Annotated in this window: 11 protein-coding genes; 5 read left to right on the top strand and 6 right to left on the bottom strand. The window is 61.9% G+C overall.

The genetic code is table 11. The annotated features are described in order from the left end of the window. Positions 1 to 67 precede the first annotated feature (67 nt). Both AC07X9_RS00770 and AC07X9_RS00765 read right to left on the bottom strand, forming a co-directional pair. Positions 68 to 2,431, bottom strand: coding sequence for a TonB-dependent receptor (locus AC07X9_RS00770; protein ID WP_017181788.1), 2,364 nt, complete (start codon positions 2,429 to 2,431; stop codon positions 68 to 70). 90 nt (positions 2,432 to 2,521) lie between these two features. Continuing rightward, positions 2,522 to 3,823 carry a cytochrome P450 gene (locus AC07X9_RS00765; protein ID WP_086485413.1) on the bottom strand — a complete coding sequence of 434 codons (1,302 nt, stop codon included), beginning with the start codon at positions 3,821 to 3,823 and terminating at the stop codon, positions 2,522 to 2,524. Positions 3,824 to 4,044: 221 nt separating this feature from the next. On the opposite strand from AC07X9_RS00765, the gene AC07X9_RS00760 reads away from it, so the two are divergent. Further along, positions 4,045 to 5,148: an NAD(P)-dependent alcohol dehydrogenase gene (locus tag AC07X9_RS00760; RefSeq protein ID WP_017181786.1), complete on the top strand. Its 1,104-nt coding sequence runs from the start codon at positions 4,045 to 4,047 to the stop codon at positions 5,146 to 5,148. On the opposite strand, the gene AC07X9_RS00755 is transcribed toward AC07X9_RS00760, so the two are convergent. From AC07X9_RS00755 to AC07X9_RS00740, 4 genes are all read right to left on the bottom strand, one after another. Next, positions 5,123 to 5,866: a MerR family transcriptional regulator gene (locus AC07X9_RS00755; RefSeq protein ID WP_051034284.1), complete on the bottom strand. Its 744-nt coding sequence runs from the start codon at positions 5,864 to 5,866 to the stop codon at positions 5,123 to 5,125. The two genes, AC07X9_RS00760 and AC07X9_RS00755, sit on opposite strands and share 26 nt — an antisense overlap. 71 nt (positions 5,867 to 5,937) lie before the next feature. Further along, positions 5,938 to 6,981: a Rieske 2Fe-2S domain-containing protein gene (locus tag AC07X9_RS00750; protein WP_017181784.1), complete on the bottom strand. Its 1,044-nt coding sequence runs from the start codon at positions 6,979 to 6,981 to the stop codon at positions 5,938 to 5,940. Between the two features lie 145 nt (positions 6,982 to 7,126). Beyond that, entirely contained in the window at positions 7,127 to 7,906 is a 780-nt protein-coding gene (locus AC07X9_RS00745) for an SDR family NAD(P)-dependent oxidoreductase (RefSeq protein ID WP_051034287.1), read from the bottom strand. Positions 7,907 to 7,965: 59 nt separating this feature from the next. Beyond that, complete coding sequence (locus AC07X9_RS00740) at positions 7,966 to 10,218, bottom strand: TonB-dependent receptor (RefSeq protein ID WP_017181782.1); 2,253 nt, start codon at positions 10,216 to 10,218, stop codon at positions 7,966 to 7,968. Positions 10,219 to 10,438: 220 nt separating this feature from the next. Between AC07X9_RS00740 and AC07X9_RS00735 the strand changes: the two genes are divergently transcribed. The 4 genes from AC07X9_RS00735 to AC07X9_RS00720 all read left to right on the top strand — a co-directional run bounded on the left by AC07X9_RS00735 (position 10,439) and on the right by AC07X9_RS00720 (position 15,889). Beyond that, complete coding sequence (locus AC07X9_RS00735) at positions 10,439 to 11,752, top strand: Rieske 2Fe-2S domain-containing protein (RefSeq protein WP_037514097.1); 1,314 nt, start codon at positions 10,439 to 10,441, stop codon at positions 11,750 to 11,752. A gap of 147 nt (positions 11,753 to 11,899) precedes the next feature. Continuing rightward, on the top strand, positions 11,900 to 12,832 hold the full coding sequence (locus tag AC07X9_RS00730; RefSeq protein ID WP_017181780.1) for a PDR/VanB family oxidoreductase: 933 nt from the start codon (positions 11,900 to 11,902) through the stop codon (positions 12,830 to 12,832). A 133-nt stretch (positions 12,833 to 12,965) separates the two neighbouring features. Then, positions 12,966 to 14,264 (top strand): MFS transporter, encoded by a 1,299-nt coding sequence (locus tag AC07X9_RS00725; RefSeq protein WP_198430255.1) that lies wholly within the window; start codon positions 12,966 to 12,968, stop codon positions 14,262 to 14,264. Continuing rightward, positions 14,261 to 15,889, top strand: a complete 1,629-nt coding sequence (locus AC07X9_RS00720; RefSeq protein WP_086485412.1) for a GMC family oxidoreductase — start codon at positions 14,261 to 14,263, stop codon at positions 15,887 to 15,889. The genes AC07X9_RS00725 and AC07X9_RS00720 overlap by 4 nt, the downstream gene beginning before the upstream one ends. The last annotated feature ends 9 nt before the right edge of the window (positions 15,890 to 15,898 follow it).

The following is a 15,898-nucleotide window of genomic DNA, read 5'->3' as shown; positions in this document are numbered from 1 at the left end:
GAACATGTCTCCGGGGATCAAGAAAGAGCCGCGCCCGCCTTTCATGGCGCGGCCCAGGGGGAGCAGGTCAGAAGCGCGCCGACAGGGTCGCGCCGAATGTGCGTGGTCGTCCGGCAAAACGGACCGTCGTGTCCGTGATCCGCGTGGCGTTGGACCAGTAGTAGGTATTGCCCAGGTTCCGCACAAAGGCGCTGATCTTGTAGCGCTTGTCGGCAAAGGACAGGCCAGCGCGCAGGTCGATCAGCGTATAATCCTCGATCGTCAGGCCACCTTGCGCGCTCAGGTCCGCCGATGGCGTGGCGCGGGCGTTGCCCAGCACAGCCTTGGTATCGCTCTGGAAATTCAGATTGGCACCGACGAAAGCCTCGACATCGTCACTGAGCGCCCAGTCATATTGGGCATCGGTCACGATCTGAAATTTGGGCGTGTAGGGAAAGGCCGATCCACCAAAGTCAAGCTCGCTGCCATAGCTGTCATAGTTGACGAAACTGCCCTTGATCCGTGTGTCGAGATAGGTCGCGCCGATGCTGACGCGCAGGCCATCGGTCGGCGCGAGGTCGAGTTGAATTTCCGCACCTTTTACCCGGCTTTTCGGGACATTGACCAACGCTTCGAGAGGGCCGAACACATTGGGACTTGCGATCACGCGGCCCTTCAACTGCTTGTCGCTATAGTCGTAATAGAAGAGTGCGCCGTTGATCTGGGCGGTGTTCTCCAGCAAGGTCAGTTTCGCGCCGAGTTCATAAGCGGTCACGGATTCCTGCGTGACGGGATTGAACTGGTTGGCATCGCTGGCCGACAGCAGCGGAAAGCTACCCGATTTGTAGCCTTTGCTGACGGAAGCGTAGAGCAGCACGTCCCTGCTCGGCTTGTAATCGACACCCGCACGCCAGGATATATTATCCTCGTCCAGCGACTTGCGCACCTCGCCCACGGTCAGCGTCGATCCGTCGATCGTGACGCAGCCATTGGTGGGAATATCGATGGGCGCCAGCCCTGCGCCGCCGCGAATGAAGTTGATCAGATTTTCGATCCCCAGCCCCAACGCATTGCCGCGATCGGCCGTGCAACCGGCAAAATCGATATTGGTCTTGGTATAACGCACCCCACCATGCAGGGTGATGCTGTCACTGATGTCATAGTCCAGATTGGCGAACACCGCTTTGTTCACGAATTTCTGGCGCGCATATTGGCTGTAGACGAAAAAGGGGACGCCAAGGCCGGCGTCGACGAAATTATAGGCCGATGTCGATTGGTCATAGGGACCGGCATCATCCTGCTGATAGGTTTTTTCGCGCGCATAATTGGCACCCAGAATATAGGTCAGGCCGCCAGTCCGCCCTTGCAGACGCAATTCCTGCGACAGTGCCGTGATCTTTCCGGTGGTGTTGTAGAAATAGTCACGCAGGGCGACGCCGTCCGGGTCGATATCCTGGTCATTATGATATTCCGACCAGCTGCTGATCGAGGTCAGGCTCACATCGTCGGTCAGATCGATATCCCCCCGAAACGAGGCCTGATAGAACCAGTCGTCACGCTGGGGCTTTTGTTCCGGCGTCCAGTCGGCATCACGATTGTTACGCGGCGCGATAGGATAGGTGGCCAGAGGCCCCAGCCGCGCGGGATTGCCCAGCGGCACCACGCCGATCAGTTGCGCAGCCTGCCCATCGCTCTTGTCGATGAAACCGTTGAGGTTAAGCGAAAAGCGTGCGCTGTCGGACGGCTCGAAGTCGATCAGGATGCGGCCCGTGGTGAAGTTGCGATCACCGAGCTTTTCATCGCGCGTGTAGCTGCGTTGCCATGCCCCGCCCTGCTCGGTCCGCACCGCCACGCGTGCGGACAGCGTATCGCTGATCGGCCCGCTGATGAAGCCGCCACCCGACACCTGTCCGAAACTGTCCAGACCCGCGTCAAGACCGGCTTTGAAGGTCGATGTCGGCTTGGCGGCGATATAGTTGATTGCACCGCCCGTCGCGTTCGATCCGAACAGCGTGCCCTGCGGCCCTTTCAGCACTTCCACGCGCTCCAGATCGAGCGTCGCGCCGCGCGTCATGATGGAAAAGGGGATCGGCACCTGATCCTGATAGATGCTGACCGTCGGCTTGGCGGCCAGGCTGGTGTCGTAAAAGCCGATACCCCGCAATGTGTAGACTGGCGTTGCGAACGCGCTCTCGGTATAGTTGAACCCCGGCACAATCTTTACCAGATCCGCGACATTGGTGATGCCCTGGTTCGCCAGCTTCTCGCCGGATGCCGCGGTGATCGACAGCGGCACATCATTGATCGCCTGCTCGCGCTTCTGTGCCGTCACGACGATGTCGCCAAGGCCCGAGGATGTCGCCTGTGGCGCAGCTTCGGTCTGGCCCCAGGCCTGAGCATGCAATGCAACGGCCGATACGGTGGCGGCCAGCGTGATAAACCTCTTGGTCATGTTCAGACTCCTCCCATTTATCGCCCGGATGTTCCCATCCTGGGCCTGTGCGCCGGTCCCGCTTTGGCGGTGATCCAGCGGCGATGTGCGTCAGTTCTTCGTGAAGCGGATCGGCAGCGCCTTGTACCCGCCGACGAAGTTCGTCTCGACCATGCGGGGATCGCCCGCCATTTCGACCGAGCTGAGATGCGGCAGCAATTCCTCGAACAGGATGCGCATCTCCAGCTTGGCGAGATGCTGGCCCAGGCACATATGCGGACCAAAGCCGAAGGCGATGTGCGGATTGGGCGAGCGGGTGATGTCGAAGCGGTCAGCGTCGTCAAACACCGCCTCGTCGCGATTGCCCGACGGGTAACAGATCATCAGCCGTTCCATCGCGCGAATATCCATGCCGCGCACCTGCGTGTCGGCGGTGGCATTGCGCATGAAATGCTTGACCGGACTGGTCCAGCGGATCGCCTCATCCACGAGGCCAGGGATCAGCGACGGGTCCGCCTTCACCTTGGCCCAATTTTCGGGATAGACCATCATCCCGTGCAGCCCACCGGCGGTCGAGGACGACGTCGTGTCATGGCCCGCGGTGGCGATCGCGACATAATAGCCGTTCGCCTCATCGCGCGGGATCGGCGCGCCGTTGATCCGCGAATTGGCGATCAGCGACAACAGGTCATCGGTCGGCCTTTCCCGGCGGTCGGCACTCAATTTGTCGAAATAGGTGTAGAAATCCTCGATCGAGGCTGCCCATTGCTTTGCCGCGACCACCGGGTCCGCCGCCATTTCGGGCCGCTGTTCTTCGGGATCATGCACGCCGAAAAATTCCTGCGTCAGCTTGAGCATCCGCGGTTCGTCTTCGGGTGGCACGCCGAACAGCGTCATGATGACGCGCAACGGATAGTGCAGCGCGAAATCGCGGACGAAATCGCATTCGCCGTCAAAACTCAGCAGATTGTCCACCGACTGGCGCGCCAGCACTCGGATCTGATCCTCCAGCTTGCTGATCTTGCCGGGCAGAAACCAGTTGGACGTCAGCGTGCGGTAGGACGCATGTTCGGGCGGGTCCATATAGGTCAGCGACGACAAGATGCGGATCGACCCGCCGTTAATGTCCCGCGTGAAGGCGTCCGATGCCTGATCGACCAGGATCGGGTTGTGATCGGCATTGTGGAACAGCTTGCCGTTGCGTTCCACTTCCTTGATGTCGGCATGTTTGGTGACGACCCAGACCGGGTCATAGCCAGGCACCTGTGCGATACCCAGCGGCATATGTGCGCGCAGCCAGCGAAAAGCGCCATAGATCGTCGCGTCGTCCGTATAGCTTTTAGGCGCGATCACGATTCGCGCAATGTCGTCGGGGATGATGGGACGCACGTCGGCATCCAGCGAAGTCGCCATGAAACTAACCTCTCCTACACGCTGCCCTAAGAACGCTTGCGTATTACGTATTGTCATTACGTAACTATGGACAAGCGCATTCGTCAATCGTAAAAAGAGGTCGGACCATTCAGCCTTTCAGGGACGGAAATCGCAGAAAATACGCGGCTTTACGGCGCAAATCATCCGTTCCCATTCCCGAAACTGAATGACGAACCCAAAGATTGAATAGGAGAAGACCCATGGAAGTGAAGGCAGCTGTCGCCCGGATAGCGGGTGGTCACTTTACGCTAGAGCAGCTCACCCTGTCCGATATGCGCGCCGACGAAGTGCTGTTGCGGATCGTCGCGACGGGCCTGTGCCATACCGATATCGTCGTGCGCGATCAGTTGCTGCCGACGCCCCTGCCCGCTGTGCTGGGCCATGAAGGTGCAGGCATCGTCGAGGCAATCGGCGCGGATGTCACCTCACTCGTGCCGGGTGATCGCGTCGTGATGGGCTTTGCCGCCTGCCGCCAATGCCCCCAATGTGTTGCGGGGCACCCAGCCTATTGCCGCGATTTTTCCGCACTCAACTTCGGTGGCTGCCGGGCGGACGGCTCGACCTGCCTGCATGACGGCGTAGCGCCGGTCAGCAGTCACTTCTTCGGCCAATCCTCCTTCGCCAGCCACGCCATCGCGGCCGCCCATAATCTGGTGAAGGTACCGGACGAAGCACCGCTCGAACTGCTTGGCCCGCTGGGCTGCGGTATCATGACCGGGGCAGGCGCGGTGATGAAGGCGCTCAAACTTCAGACTGGCGAGACCATCCTGATCACTGGCGGCGGCCCCGTCGGTCTGAGCGCCGTCATGGCGGCGAAGGCTTCGGGCGCAGGGGAGATCATCGTCGCCGATCCTTTGGCAACACGCCGCGCCATGGCGCTCGACCTGGGCGCGACCCATGTCATCGACGTGACCGCGAGCGACACCGCCGAACAGTTGCGCAAGCTGTTGCCCCAAGGCGTCGATTGCGTGCTGGACACGTCGGGCGCGGTCCCGGCGATCGACGCCGGCGTGGCCTCTCTTGCCCCTCTGGGGCGTCTTGCCATCGTCGGTGTGCCCAAGGCGCTGGATGCGGCGATCAGCCTCAACATCCTGACCCTCCTGTCGCTTGGCATCTCGATCTGCGGCGTGACCGAAGGCAATGCCGACCCGCAGACGTTCCTGCCCGAACTGATCGCGCTGAATGCCAAAGGGCTGTTCCCATTCGAGAAGCTGATAACGACCTACAGGCTGGAAGACATCAACCAAGCGATCGAGGACCAGCATGATGGCCGCTGCGTCAAGGCTGTACTGACGATGGCGTGACCTTGCCCGCCGGGCGATCCGTTTCCTTGCCGGCGCGGATCGCCTCGACATGGCGGAAGAAAGCGCGCTGCCGCATCAGGCCGAAGAAATCGAGCATGAGCGGAAGCGCATGTTCGACCATGGTGGCTGCCTCAGCCACATCGATATGCCCGTCGACCCGCTCCATGAAGGTCGACGCTTCCCAGCGTCCGACGAAATCCGCTGCCTCTGTGTAGAAACCCAGAATGTCGGGCGTATAATCAAGCCGCTGATCGAACCCGGCCTTGCGCATGTCGCCCCAGATACGCACCAGCTGCGCGCAGGTGATGCTCAGCGCCTCGCCCTGATCCGTTTCGATGATATCCAATATGCCGATCTTCGCCAGCGTACGGGCATCCTCCGCCGCATGCGGATGGCGTTCCAGCAGCGACGCGATCGTCACCGGCGGCCCGTCCACGCCGACGCGATGCGCGACCAGTTGCTCCAGCTGGTCGAACGCGCTGGCCTCGACCCGGCCTTCGGTGCCCTCGCCGCCGATGATCGCCTTAATCTGTGCCAGTGTCAGCCGGTTCTCACGCTGGAGCCGACGCACAGACAGGATCGCCTGGACATGCTCCTCCCCATAATCGGCAACCGTCTTGCGCGGCCGCTCCGGCTCCGGGATCAATCCTTCGCGCAGATAGACGCGGATTGTCTCCCGATGAACCCCTGTCCGATCCTCCAGTTCGCGCATCTTCATGATGGCGCTACAGCATGGCGCACCGGACAGGGCAAGCCGCTATGTTACTTATATACGCAAGGCTTGGTGGTTCAGGCAGCGACCTTGCCGCCATCCTCCGCTTCCTGCATGGCGCTGAGCAGTCGGCGCGCTTGGTTGACCGCGCCATCGCTGGCGATGCCCACAAATGCCCGTTCCGGTTCGTCGTCGATCCGGCGCTGCTGCGCTTCCAGCGTCACCTCATCCTCGGTGATGGTATCGAAAAACTGGTCGAACAGCACGTCCGGCACACCGCTTTCCTTTGGCGCGGTGGTGCAGATAGTCCACAGATAATGGCTGGTCGTTTCCGTTTCCGGCGTGATGAAATGGTTGTTGGCCAGCATGAAGCCATTGTCGCGTTTGCCTTCATAGGCACCGGTGCCAGCATCACAGCCCCCCGCGTTGACGCGGCACGTCATGCCGATGCCCGGCTCGAACCGCACTTCCTGCCAGCGATCGACCCGGCCTTTGAACCCACCAGCATCGATATAGGATTTGGGCGGGATCGAATTGGGCATCTTGCGCAGCAACGTCACCTTGCGACCGTCGAACTCGACCTTGGTATCGGCATTATAATGCTGCTCCGGGTTCCCGCCGATCGTGCGCGCATGGATATAAGGCACATGGGTCAGGTCCATGATATTGTCGATGATCAGCTGCCAATTGGCCTTCACCGGGAAATTATAGGGCCGCCACGTCCAGGCCGGATCATCATGTTCCGGGCTGTCGACGATGATCGACGGATCGGCCAGCGCCGGTTCGCCCATCCAGATCCAGATCAGATGATCCTTTTCCACCACCGGATAATGGCGGACATTGGCGGCGGCAGGAATACGCGCCTGGTTGGGGATGCGGGTGCAGGTGCCTTTGCCGTCAAATTCCACGCCATGATAGCAGCAGCGGATGACGTCGCCATCGACATGGCCCGAAGAGAGCGGCATCGCCCGATGGCTGCACCGGTCCTCCAGCGCGGCGATCTCGCCGCTTTCGGTGCGGAACAGCACGACCGCCTTGTTCAGATATTTGCGCCCAAGCGTCTTGCCGGCTTCGATATCGGCGGCGAAAGCGGCCACATACCATGCGTTGTAAATGAACATGCTGCTCTCCATTATCCGGCCGGGCCGTTCACGGCTCCGGCGCTACCCTATTGTTGGTGGTGATTATGGATAGCCCGCGCAGAACCGCCAATCGCAATCCCATAACGCCATAAGAAAAGCGGGAAACAAAGACGGTAAAGCGGGATCACCGCAAATATAGCCCCCCATTCATGTCCAGCGTGGCGCCCACGAAGAACCCACCGCGATCCGAAGCCAGCAGTGCGGTCGCCGCCGCAATCTCGCCCACCTCCATGAAGCGGCCGACCGGCACCTCGCCCTCGACCTGTACGATCTGTTCCGCCGACAGTCGCGCCTTGGCCGTGTCGATCGGTCCCGGCGCGATGGCGTTCACGGTCACGCCGGTCCCGGCCAGATAGCGGGCGAAATATTTGGTCAGCATGATCGCCCCGGCCTTGGACGCGGCATAATGGGGGGAGGCCACCGTCCCGCCATTCTGCCCGGCGAGCGACGTGATATTGACGATCCGGCCATAGCCATTCTCGCGCATATGGTCGGAAAATATCTGGCAGCTCAGGAATACGCTGCGCATGTTGATCTGCACGATCGCGTCGAACTCTTCGGGGCTGATGTCCTGCGTCGGCGTGCGCTTGGCGAAGCCGGCATTGTTCACCACGATGTCGACCTTGCCCCACAGGCCCGCCATCTGATCCCGCGCAGCGAGGAAATGCGCCTTCTCCCGCACGTCCAGCGTCAAGGCGATCGCCGTCTCGCCCGACTTATCGAGCGAGGCCGCGACCGCCTGCGCCACAGCGCTGTCCACATCGCTGACGGCCACGCGACCGCCCCCGGCATGGATTTCGCGCGCCACGGCCTCGCCCACACCACGGCCGCCGCCGGTCACCAGCGCGGTGCGGCCTGCAAAGGAAAAGCTGCCATTGGCAGGCAGCGTGAAATGATCGCTCATGATATCGTCCTGCAATGAAATGGCGGGGAAGGCCGCACCCTCCCCGCCCATGCCGTTCGTCAGCGGCGGATCGACAGCGTCAGGCCATAGGTCCGCGGCGCGTTGGTAAAGATCTTCCAATAAGTCGTGCCATTGCCCGGTACGGCCAGGAAGGCGGTGATGTCGTCCGCATTCACGATCTGATAATTGTTGGTCAGGTTCTTGCCCCACAGGCCGATCTGGAAACGGCCATCGGCTGTTTCATAATTCAGGCGGGCATTGAGTGTCCGCCCCCGCGTGTCGCGATGCAGATTGTCATATAGCCGCAGCGTATTGGCGTCGTCGGTCGAAATACGGGTGGAGAAGTTGAAATCCGCCTGCGGCGTCAACGTCGCGCCATTGCTCAACCGCCCGGTATAGGCCGCGCCGACGGTGAAGCTGTCACGCGGCGCGAACTTGGCCGGATTGCCCGAATAATCGAGGTTCACCAGCGGATCGCGCAGGTCGGTATATTTGCCCACCAGATGCGTATAATTGGCGGTCAGACGCAGGTCTTCGACCGGGCGAATGACGGATTCGACCTCCATGCCCTTCATCTTGAGCGTGCCATTATAGGTATGGGCAATACCGCCCGCGCCAGAGAAATTCTGGAGATTCTTGGTCGTCTGGTGGAACAGCGCGACGTTTAGATCCAGCTTATTATTGAAAAGACGCGACTTTGCTCCGATTTCATAATTTTCGGCATTTTCCGGCTCCAGCGGGATGGTCGGGTCGCGATAGGCATTGTCGACGAAGCCGCCCGATTTGAAGCCCTTGGCATAGGTCGCATACATGTTGATCTGTTCGGTCGGCTCGAACTTGACCGTGAAGCGCGGCGTGAAGGCATCCCAGGTGCGGCCGCCCGATGCGCGCACTTCACCAGGAAAACCGAAACCGGGAATGGCCCCTGCATCCGTGGTCGAAAACGCACGATAATCGATCTTCTTGCGATCCGACGTATAGCGACCGCCCGCGACCACAGCCAGATTGTCGGTGATTTCGAATGTCGCTTCGCCGAACACGGCCAAGCTGCGGACATTGCCGTCCTGAACGCGCGTGATGTTGGTGACGTCGGGATTCCGGCGGATGCTGCCGGGCACGGCCGATCCGGGCAGCGGGCTGTAGAAGAAGATGTTCGTCGTCGAAACATCGGCCGACAGGAAATAGGCACCCACGACATAGGAGAAACGGCCCGGTGCCGATGCGAAGCGCACTTCCTGCGTAAAGCTGCGGTTTTTGACAACCTGGCGGCGGTCGAACACCGGCACGACCGTCCCCACCGGCACGTCGTCGTTGATCGCGCGGCTGTCGTTCATGCGATAGCCGGTGATCGACGTCAGCGTGCCGCCGAGCAGGTCGAGGTCACCGCGCAGATAGCCCCCGCGCAACCGCTGGCGATAGGGTGACGATACGAAGTCGTTATTCGTCCATTCGTCGTCGGTATAGGCACCGAACGTATCGGGGATGAGCTGATTGCCGCCAATTCCGAGCTGGATCGCGCCGCCATTGCCTTTGGTATAGCTATAGTCACCTGACAGGACGACCTGCAGCGTATCGGTCGGCTGGAACAGAAGCTTGCCGCGCGCCGAATAGCTGTCATATTTGCCATAACGCCCCGACTGATTGGGCGTGTCGATCAGGCCATCGCTATGTTCGGTGCTGAACGCGAAGCGTCCGGCGATCTTGTCCTCTACCAGCGCGCCGTTCAGCATCCCTTCGGTCCGCACGAAGCCGCCATTGCCGCCACTGATCTGGGCGAAATAATCATCGTTGAATTCAGGATTGTTGGTGACCACCGCAATCGCGCCGCCCACCACGTTGCGCCCGAACAATGTCCCCTGCGGGCCGCGCAGCACTTCGACGCGGTTGGTGTCATAGAAGTTGGCGTTCAGGTCGTTGTTGAACACATAATAGACGTCGTCCATGAAATAGGCGACCGGCGTGTCCAGCGTAGCGGTGCGGAATGTCGACACATTGCCACGGATCGCGACGATCGACAGCGACTTGTCGGCGGTGTTTATGGTGATGCCCGGCATCTGCTGCGTCAGCGCGGCGGGGCTGTAGACCTGCGCCTCGCGCAGCAATTCGCCGCCGAACGCCGCAATGGAAAAAGGCACTTCGCGCACCGTCGATTCGCGCCGTTCGGCGGTGACGACGATGTCCTCGGGGAAGATCGCCTGCTGGGGCGCTGCGTCCTGCGGCACTGGCTGATCGGCCTGCGCAAAGGCCGAAACGCTCGTCATGGCGGCGATGATCGCGCCCATGGCGCAGGATGTTTTGAAGCTGAAAGGCATTCCCGGACTCTCCCTTGACAACACGGCTTGATGCCGTCTGCCAACCGTGAAGCAGCAAAAACAAAAGAGGCGCAATAGTATCGTCCCGGTTATTGAATGGTCCGACCACATTCCGATTGGGGCGTGGCCTGGAGTGGCTCTAGTCAGTGATCAGGGAATGGCGCTGGCTTCGATTCACGCGGCGCTGCCAATGAAAAGCAAGGAAGAGGCTGAAAAACTCATGCAGTCCACAGATAGCGCCGACATGACCAGGGTAGGACCGGGCACGGTCATGGGCACAATGATGCGCCAATATTGGCTGCCCGCCGTCCTGTCGTCCGAAGTGAAGGCCGATGGCGATCCGGTCCGCCTGATGATCCTGTGCGAAAAGCTGATCGCCTTTCGCGACAGCTCAGGCCGCGTAGGCATCATGGACCATCGCTGCCCACATCGCTGCGCGTCGCTGTTCATCGGCCGCAACGAAGAAAACGGCATACGCTGCGTCTATCATGGCTGGAAGTTCGACGTCGACGGCAAGTGCGTCGACATGCCGTCCGTCCCCGCCCGCATGGACTTCAAGGACAAGGTCCATGCCAAAGCGTATAAGACGCACGAAGCCAATGGCCTGATCTGGGTTTATATGGGCGAAAACCAGTCCGCGCCGCCGCCCTTGCCGGAAATCGAAGCAACGATGCACCCGGACGCGGAAATCTGGTGCCTGCAGCGCGACTGCAACTGGCTTCAGGCGCTGGAGGGCGACATCGACACCAGCCATGTCGGCTTCCTGCATGTCGGATCGATCGAGGCGGACGATCTGGATGAGGATCATCCGATGCGTCCCACCGTCCTCAACCGCGCGCCCGACTATGAAGTGGCGCAGGCCGACTGGGGCGTCATGTATGGAGGCTATCGCCCGAATGATGATGGCCAGATGAGCTGGCGCGTCGCCCACTTTATGTTCCCCTTCTGGACGCAGACGCCCAACAATCGCTTCGCCACCCGCGCCATTGCCCGCGCCTGGGTGCCGATGGACGACGAACATTCGATGCTGTTCGACATCACCTGCGGCGTGGACGCGGGCAACCCGGCCTATACCTCGACGCTCAAGGACGGCACGCCCTTGTTCGCGCCGCTGGAATATGCGCCGACGACCACCGACTGGTTTGGCCGCTGGCGCTCGCCCGATAGCGAGAAGAATGACTGGGCGATCGACCGTGAATCCCAGCGCAACGGCACCCAGTTCACCGGCATCCCCAACATCACGATGCAGGATCAGGCGGTGACCGAAAGCATGGGACCGATCACCGACCACAGCTTTGAAAATCTGGCGCCGACCGACCAGATGATCGCCCGCGTGCGCCGCCGCGTGCTGCTGGCCGCCCGTGCGCTCGCCAACAAGGGCACGCTGCCGCCGGGCATCGAAGACCCCAGCATCTTCTATCGCGCGCGCGCAGGCTCCTTCCTGCACGACCCCAGCGACACGCTCGCCAACGCCTATGAATCGGCACTAGCCAAGGCGGTACGCTGGCCCGACAAGGTCGAAGCGGCTGAGTGACACATATATAAGGGCCGGGGCGATCCATGCCCCGGTGCCTCAGACAAGGATGACAGAGGTGACGACACGCATTGCGGTTTGTCCGGTTCGCCGATCCATGGCGCCCCGGCCCTGCCAAGAGACGCATCGCACCGGACGGAGAGGGTGATGCGCGCACGATTGAAGAATATCCGCTGGGAAGCCGAAGGCATCAACAGCTACATCCTCGAACCGGTCGATGGCGGGCTGATGCCGCCCTTCGATCCCGGCGCACATATCGACGTGCAGCTTTCCCCCGGCTTGGCGCGCAGCTATTCGTTGGTCAATGATCCCGCCATTCGCGGCTATTATGAAATCGCCGTCCATCATGCGATCGACGGTCGCGGCGGATCGCGCCACATCCATGAAAAATGGCAGGTCGGCCAGATCCTCGACATCTCGGAACCGAAAAACAATTTTCCGATGGTGGAGGATGCCAGCCACACCGTGATGATCGGTGGCGGGATCGGCATTACGCCGATGTTGCCCATGATCGCGCGTCTCGAAAAACTTGGGCGTAGCTGGGAACTCCATTATGTCGCCGCCTCGCCTGAGCGCGCCGCCTATGTCGATCGCCTGTCTGATTATGACCAGGTGGAAATCGCCTATGACGGCATTCCCGGCGGCCGCCGCCTGGACCTCAAGGCCATCTGCGCGGCTGCGCCTGCCGACGCGCATCTCTATTGCTGCGGTCCGGGCGGGATGCTCGATGCTTTCGTGGCGATCAATTGCGACCGGCCCAAGGACCACGCCCATATCGAATATTTCTCGGCCGAAACCGAAATGGCGACCGAGGGCGGCTACACGCTGGAACTGGCCAAAAGCGGCAAGACCATCGCGGTGGAAGAAGGCGAAACGATGCTCGACGCGCTGCTCAGCGCCGGTGTCAATGTCGGCTTCGCCTGTTCCGAAGGGATTTGCGGCACCTGCGAGGTCAAGGTGCTGGACGGCATTCCCGACCACCGCGACCATTTCCTGTCGGACGACGACAAAGCCGCCAACAGGTCGATCATGGTCTGCTGTTCGGGGTCGAAAAGTGCGAACCTGGTCCTCGACATCTGATAGCGATATTCCGGTTTTTCAATTGCCTGTCGGTAAATGAATAGAGCGGCCACGCATGGCCCAGGGTAAGGAGAAGGTGTTGGCGGTCGTCCCAATGAAAGGCAGCAGTAAAGGGATGCTGGATGACATACCCATGTCGTCCTACCAGATCTGGTCCGTGCTGATGATCGCCGCGACCGTCATTCTCGACGGCCTCGACAATCAGATGCTTGGCCTCGCCGCGCCCTCCTTGCTCCAGGAATGGGGCATCGACCGAACGGCATTGGGGTCCGTGTTCGCGCTGGGCTTTGTCGGCATGGCCATCGGCACGCTGACATCGGGCTGGGTAGGCGACCGTTTCGGACGGCGCGGCGCGCTCATCATCGGTGTCGCCATCTTCGGCTTCGCGACCCTGCTTACCGGCTTTTCCACGGCATTGTGGCAGGTTGCCGCGCTCAAGACGCTGGCGGGCGTGGGCCTTGGCGGCGTTCCCGGCACCGCCAGCGCCATGATCGCCGAATTCACCCCCGTCCGCTGGCGCAGCGTCGCCGTCACCTTCGGCGTGGTGTGCGTGTCGATCGGCGGGATATTGGGCGGGGTCGCGGCCGCGCTGATCCTGCCGGGCCTTGGCTGGCGCTGGCTCTTCTATATCGGCGGCAGCGTGACGATGATCTTCGTCGCGTGGCTCTGGTTCGTCCTGCCCGAATCCCCCCGCTATCTGGCGGAACGGCCCGATCGCGCCGCTGAACTCGACCGCATCTTGCGCCGCATCGGGCACCCTGATCCCGCCTCTGTCGCCCACATCCCGCTCGCCGCCGGGGAAGCACCCCGGTACGAACCGATGCGCAACCTGTTCGGCACGGCCCTGTTGCGCGACACGCTGGCGCTGTCGGTGGCGATGTTCTCCGGCATGTTCATGATCTATCTCATGTTCAACTGGGCGCCGACCATGCTGACCAGCGCGGGCTTCGGCCTCCAGACCGCCAGCCTTGGCCTCACCAGTTTCAACATCGGCGGCACCATCGGCGCGATGATCGCATCGCTCGCCATCATCCGCTTCGGATCGCGTCCGGTGCTGATCCTGATGGCGATCGTCGGGGCGGCCGTTTGCGCCACCCTCGCCCTGCTCCCCATCAGCGGCGCGCGGAACGAAGGCGCTGTCCTTGCCTGCCTCGGCGCGCTCGGCCTGTTCGCCAGCGCCGCGCAATCGGCCATGTTCGCAGTCGGCGCGCACGCTTTCCCCACCGGCCTGCGCGCCCGTGGCCTGGGCCTGATGGGCGCTGCGGGCCGCATCGGTGCGATCGTCAGCGCGGTGGCGGGCGCGCTCCTCATCGACTGGGGCAATCTCGGCTTCTTCGGCGCGCTCGCCGCCCTGATGCTGGTCAACGCCCTGGGCTTCATCGCCGTGCGGGGCCATGTGCCCGCGCTAGGCCGCAAGGACGCACTATCATGAGCGACAGCTTCGACTATATCGTGATCGGCTCCGGCTCGGCGGGCAGCCTGATGGCCAATCGCCTGTCGGCCGACCCGGCCAATCGCGTCGCCCTGATCGAAGCGGGGCCGTCCGACAAAAAATGGCCGGTCAATCTCAAGACCGCGATGCCGGTCGGCAATATCTTCCTGCTGCCGCACGCAAAATATAACTGGAAACAGGCGCTGACCGGCAACGCCGCCGTCAACAACCGCACGATCAACTTCCCGCGCGGCAAGCTGTTCGGGGGATGCAGCGCCATCAATGGCGGCGTCTATATTCGCGGGCAAAGGGCCGACTATGACGCCTGGGCCGAGGCGGGCAATGACGGCTGGGCCTATGACGATGTCCTGCCCGCGTTCAAGGCAGTCGAAAATTACGCCGGTCCCGACACGCCCTGGCACGGCAAGGGCGGCGAACTGGACGTGCAGAAGCCCAAAAGCTGGAACCCGGTCAGCGCCGCTATCGTCGACGCGGCAGAACAGGCCGGGCATCGCCGCAATGATGATTTCGCCAGCGATCGGCAGGACGGCTTTGGCCGCTACGACCTCAACCAACGCAACGGCACCCGCCTGTCGAGCGCCCGCGCCTTCCTCCACCCCGTGCTGGATCGCGCCAACCTGACCGTCATGGCGGACACCATGGTCCGCCGCATCCTGTTCGACCGGGGTCGCGCGGTAGGGCTGGAGATCGAGACGGGCGGCGCGCGCAGCGCCATCGCCGCCCGGCGGGAAATCATCCTGTGCGCGGGTGCGACCAATTCGCCGCAACTGCTGATGCTGTCAGGCATCGGGCCGCAGGATCATCTGCGCGAGATGGGCATCGACCTGGTCCACCATTTGCCCGGCGTCGGCGCGCATTTGCAGGACCATCCCACCGTCCATGTCGCGATGGAGAACCCGTCGGCGGAATCCTATGCCGTATCGGCCAAGGTTCTGCCCCGCATCCTGGCCAGCCCGTTCAAATATCTGCTGAAACGCGAAGGGATGCTGGCGTCCAATGTCGCGGAGGCCGGCGGTTTCCTTTGCACCGACGGAACGGGTCGCCCGGACATCCAGATCACCTTCCTCGCCGGGCTGAAGCTCGACGCCCGTTCGGTCCCCCGCCGCCACGGCTATATGGGGCTCATTCAGTTGCTGCGTCCCAAAAGCAGCGGGTCGGTCCGCTTGGCCAGCAACCGGCCGGAGGACAAGCCGGTCATTGATCCCAATTTCTTTGCCGATCCCTATGACATGCAGACGCTGATCGCCGGGTTTCGCGCCTGTCGCCATATCTTCGCCCAGCCCGCGCTCGCCGCCATGACCGGCGCAGAAATCGAACCGGGCGCGCAGCATCAAAGCGACGCCGAGATCGACGCCGCCCTGCGCAAGATCGTCAACACTGCCTATCATCCGACCGGCACCTGCAAGATGGGGCCGGACAGCGACCCGATGGCCGTCGTGGACAGTCGCCTGCGCGTGCGCGGCGTATCCGGCCTGCGCGTCGTCGATGCATCGGTCATGCCCGACATCATCAGCGGCAACACCTCCGCCCCCACCATGATGATCGCCCAGCGCGCGGCACAGTTCATCCTGCAAGACGCCGTCACATCCAACATCGCCGCCTGAAAGAAGCTC

The sequence above is a fragment of the Sphingobium sp. GW456-12-10-14-TSB1 genome, assembly GCF_059424385.1.
This window is presented reverse-complemented; position numbering and strand designations above follow the sequence as displayed.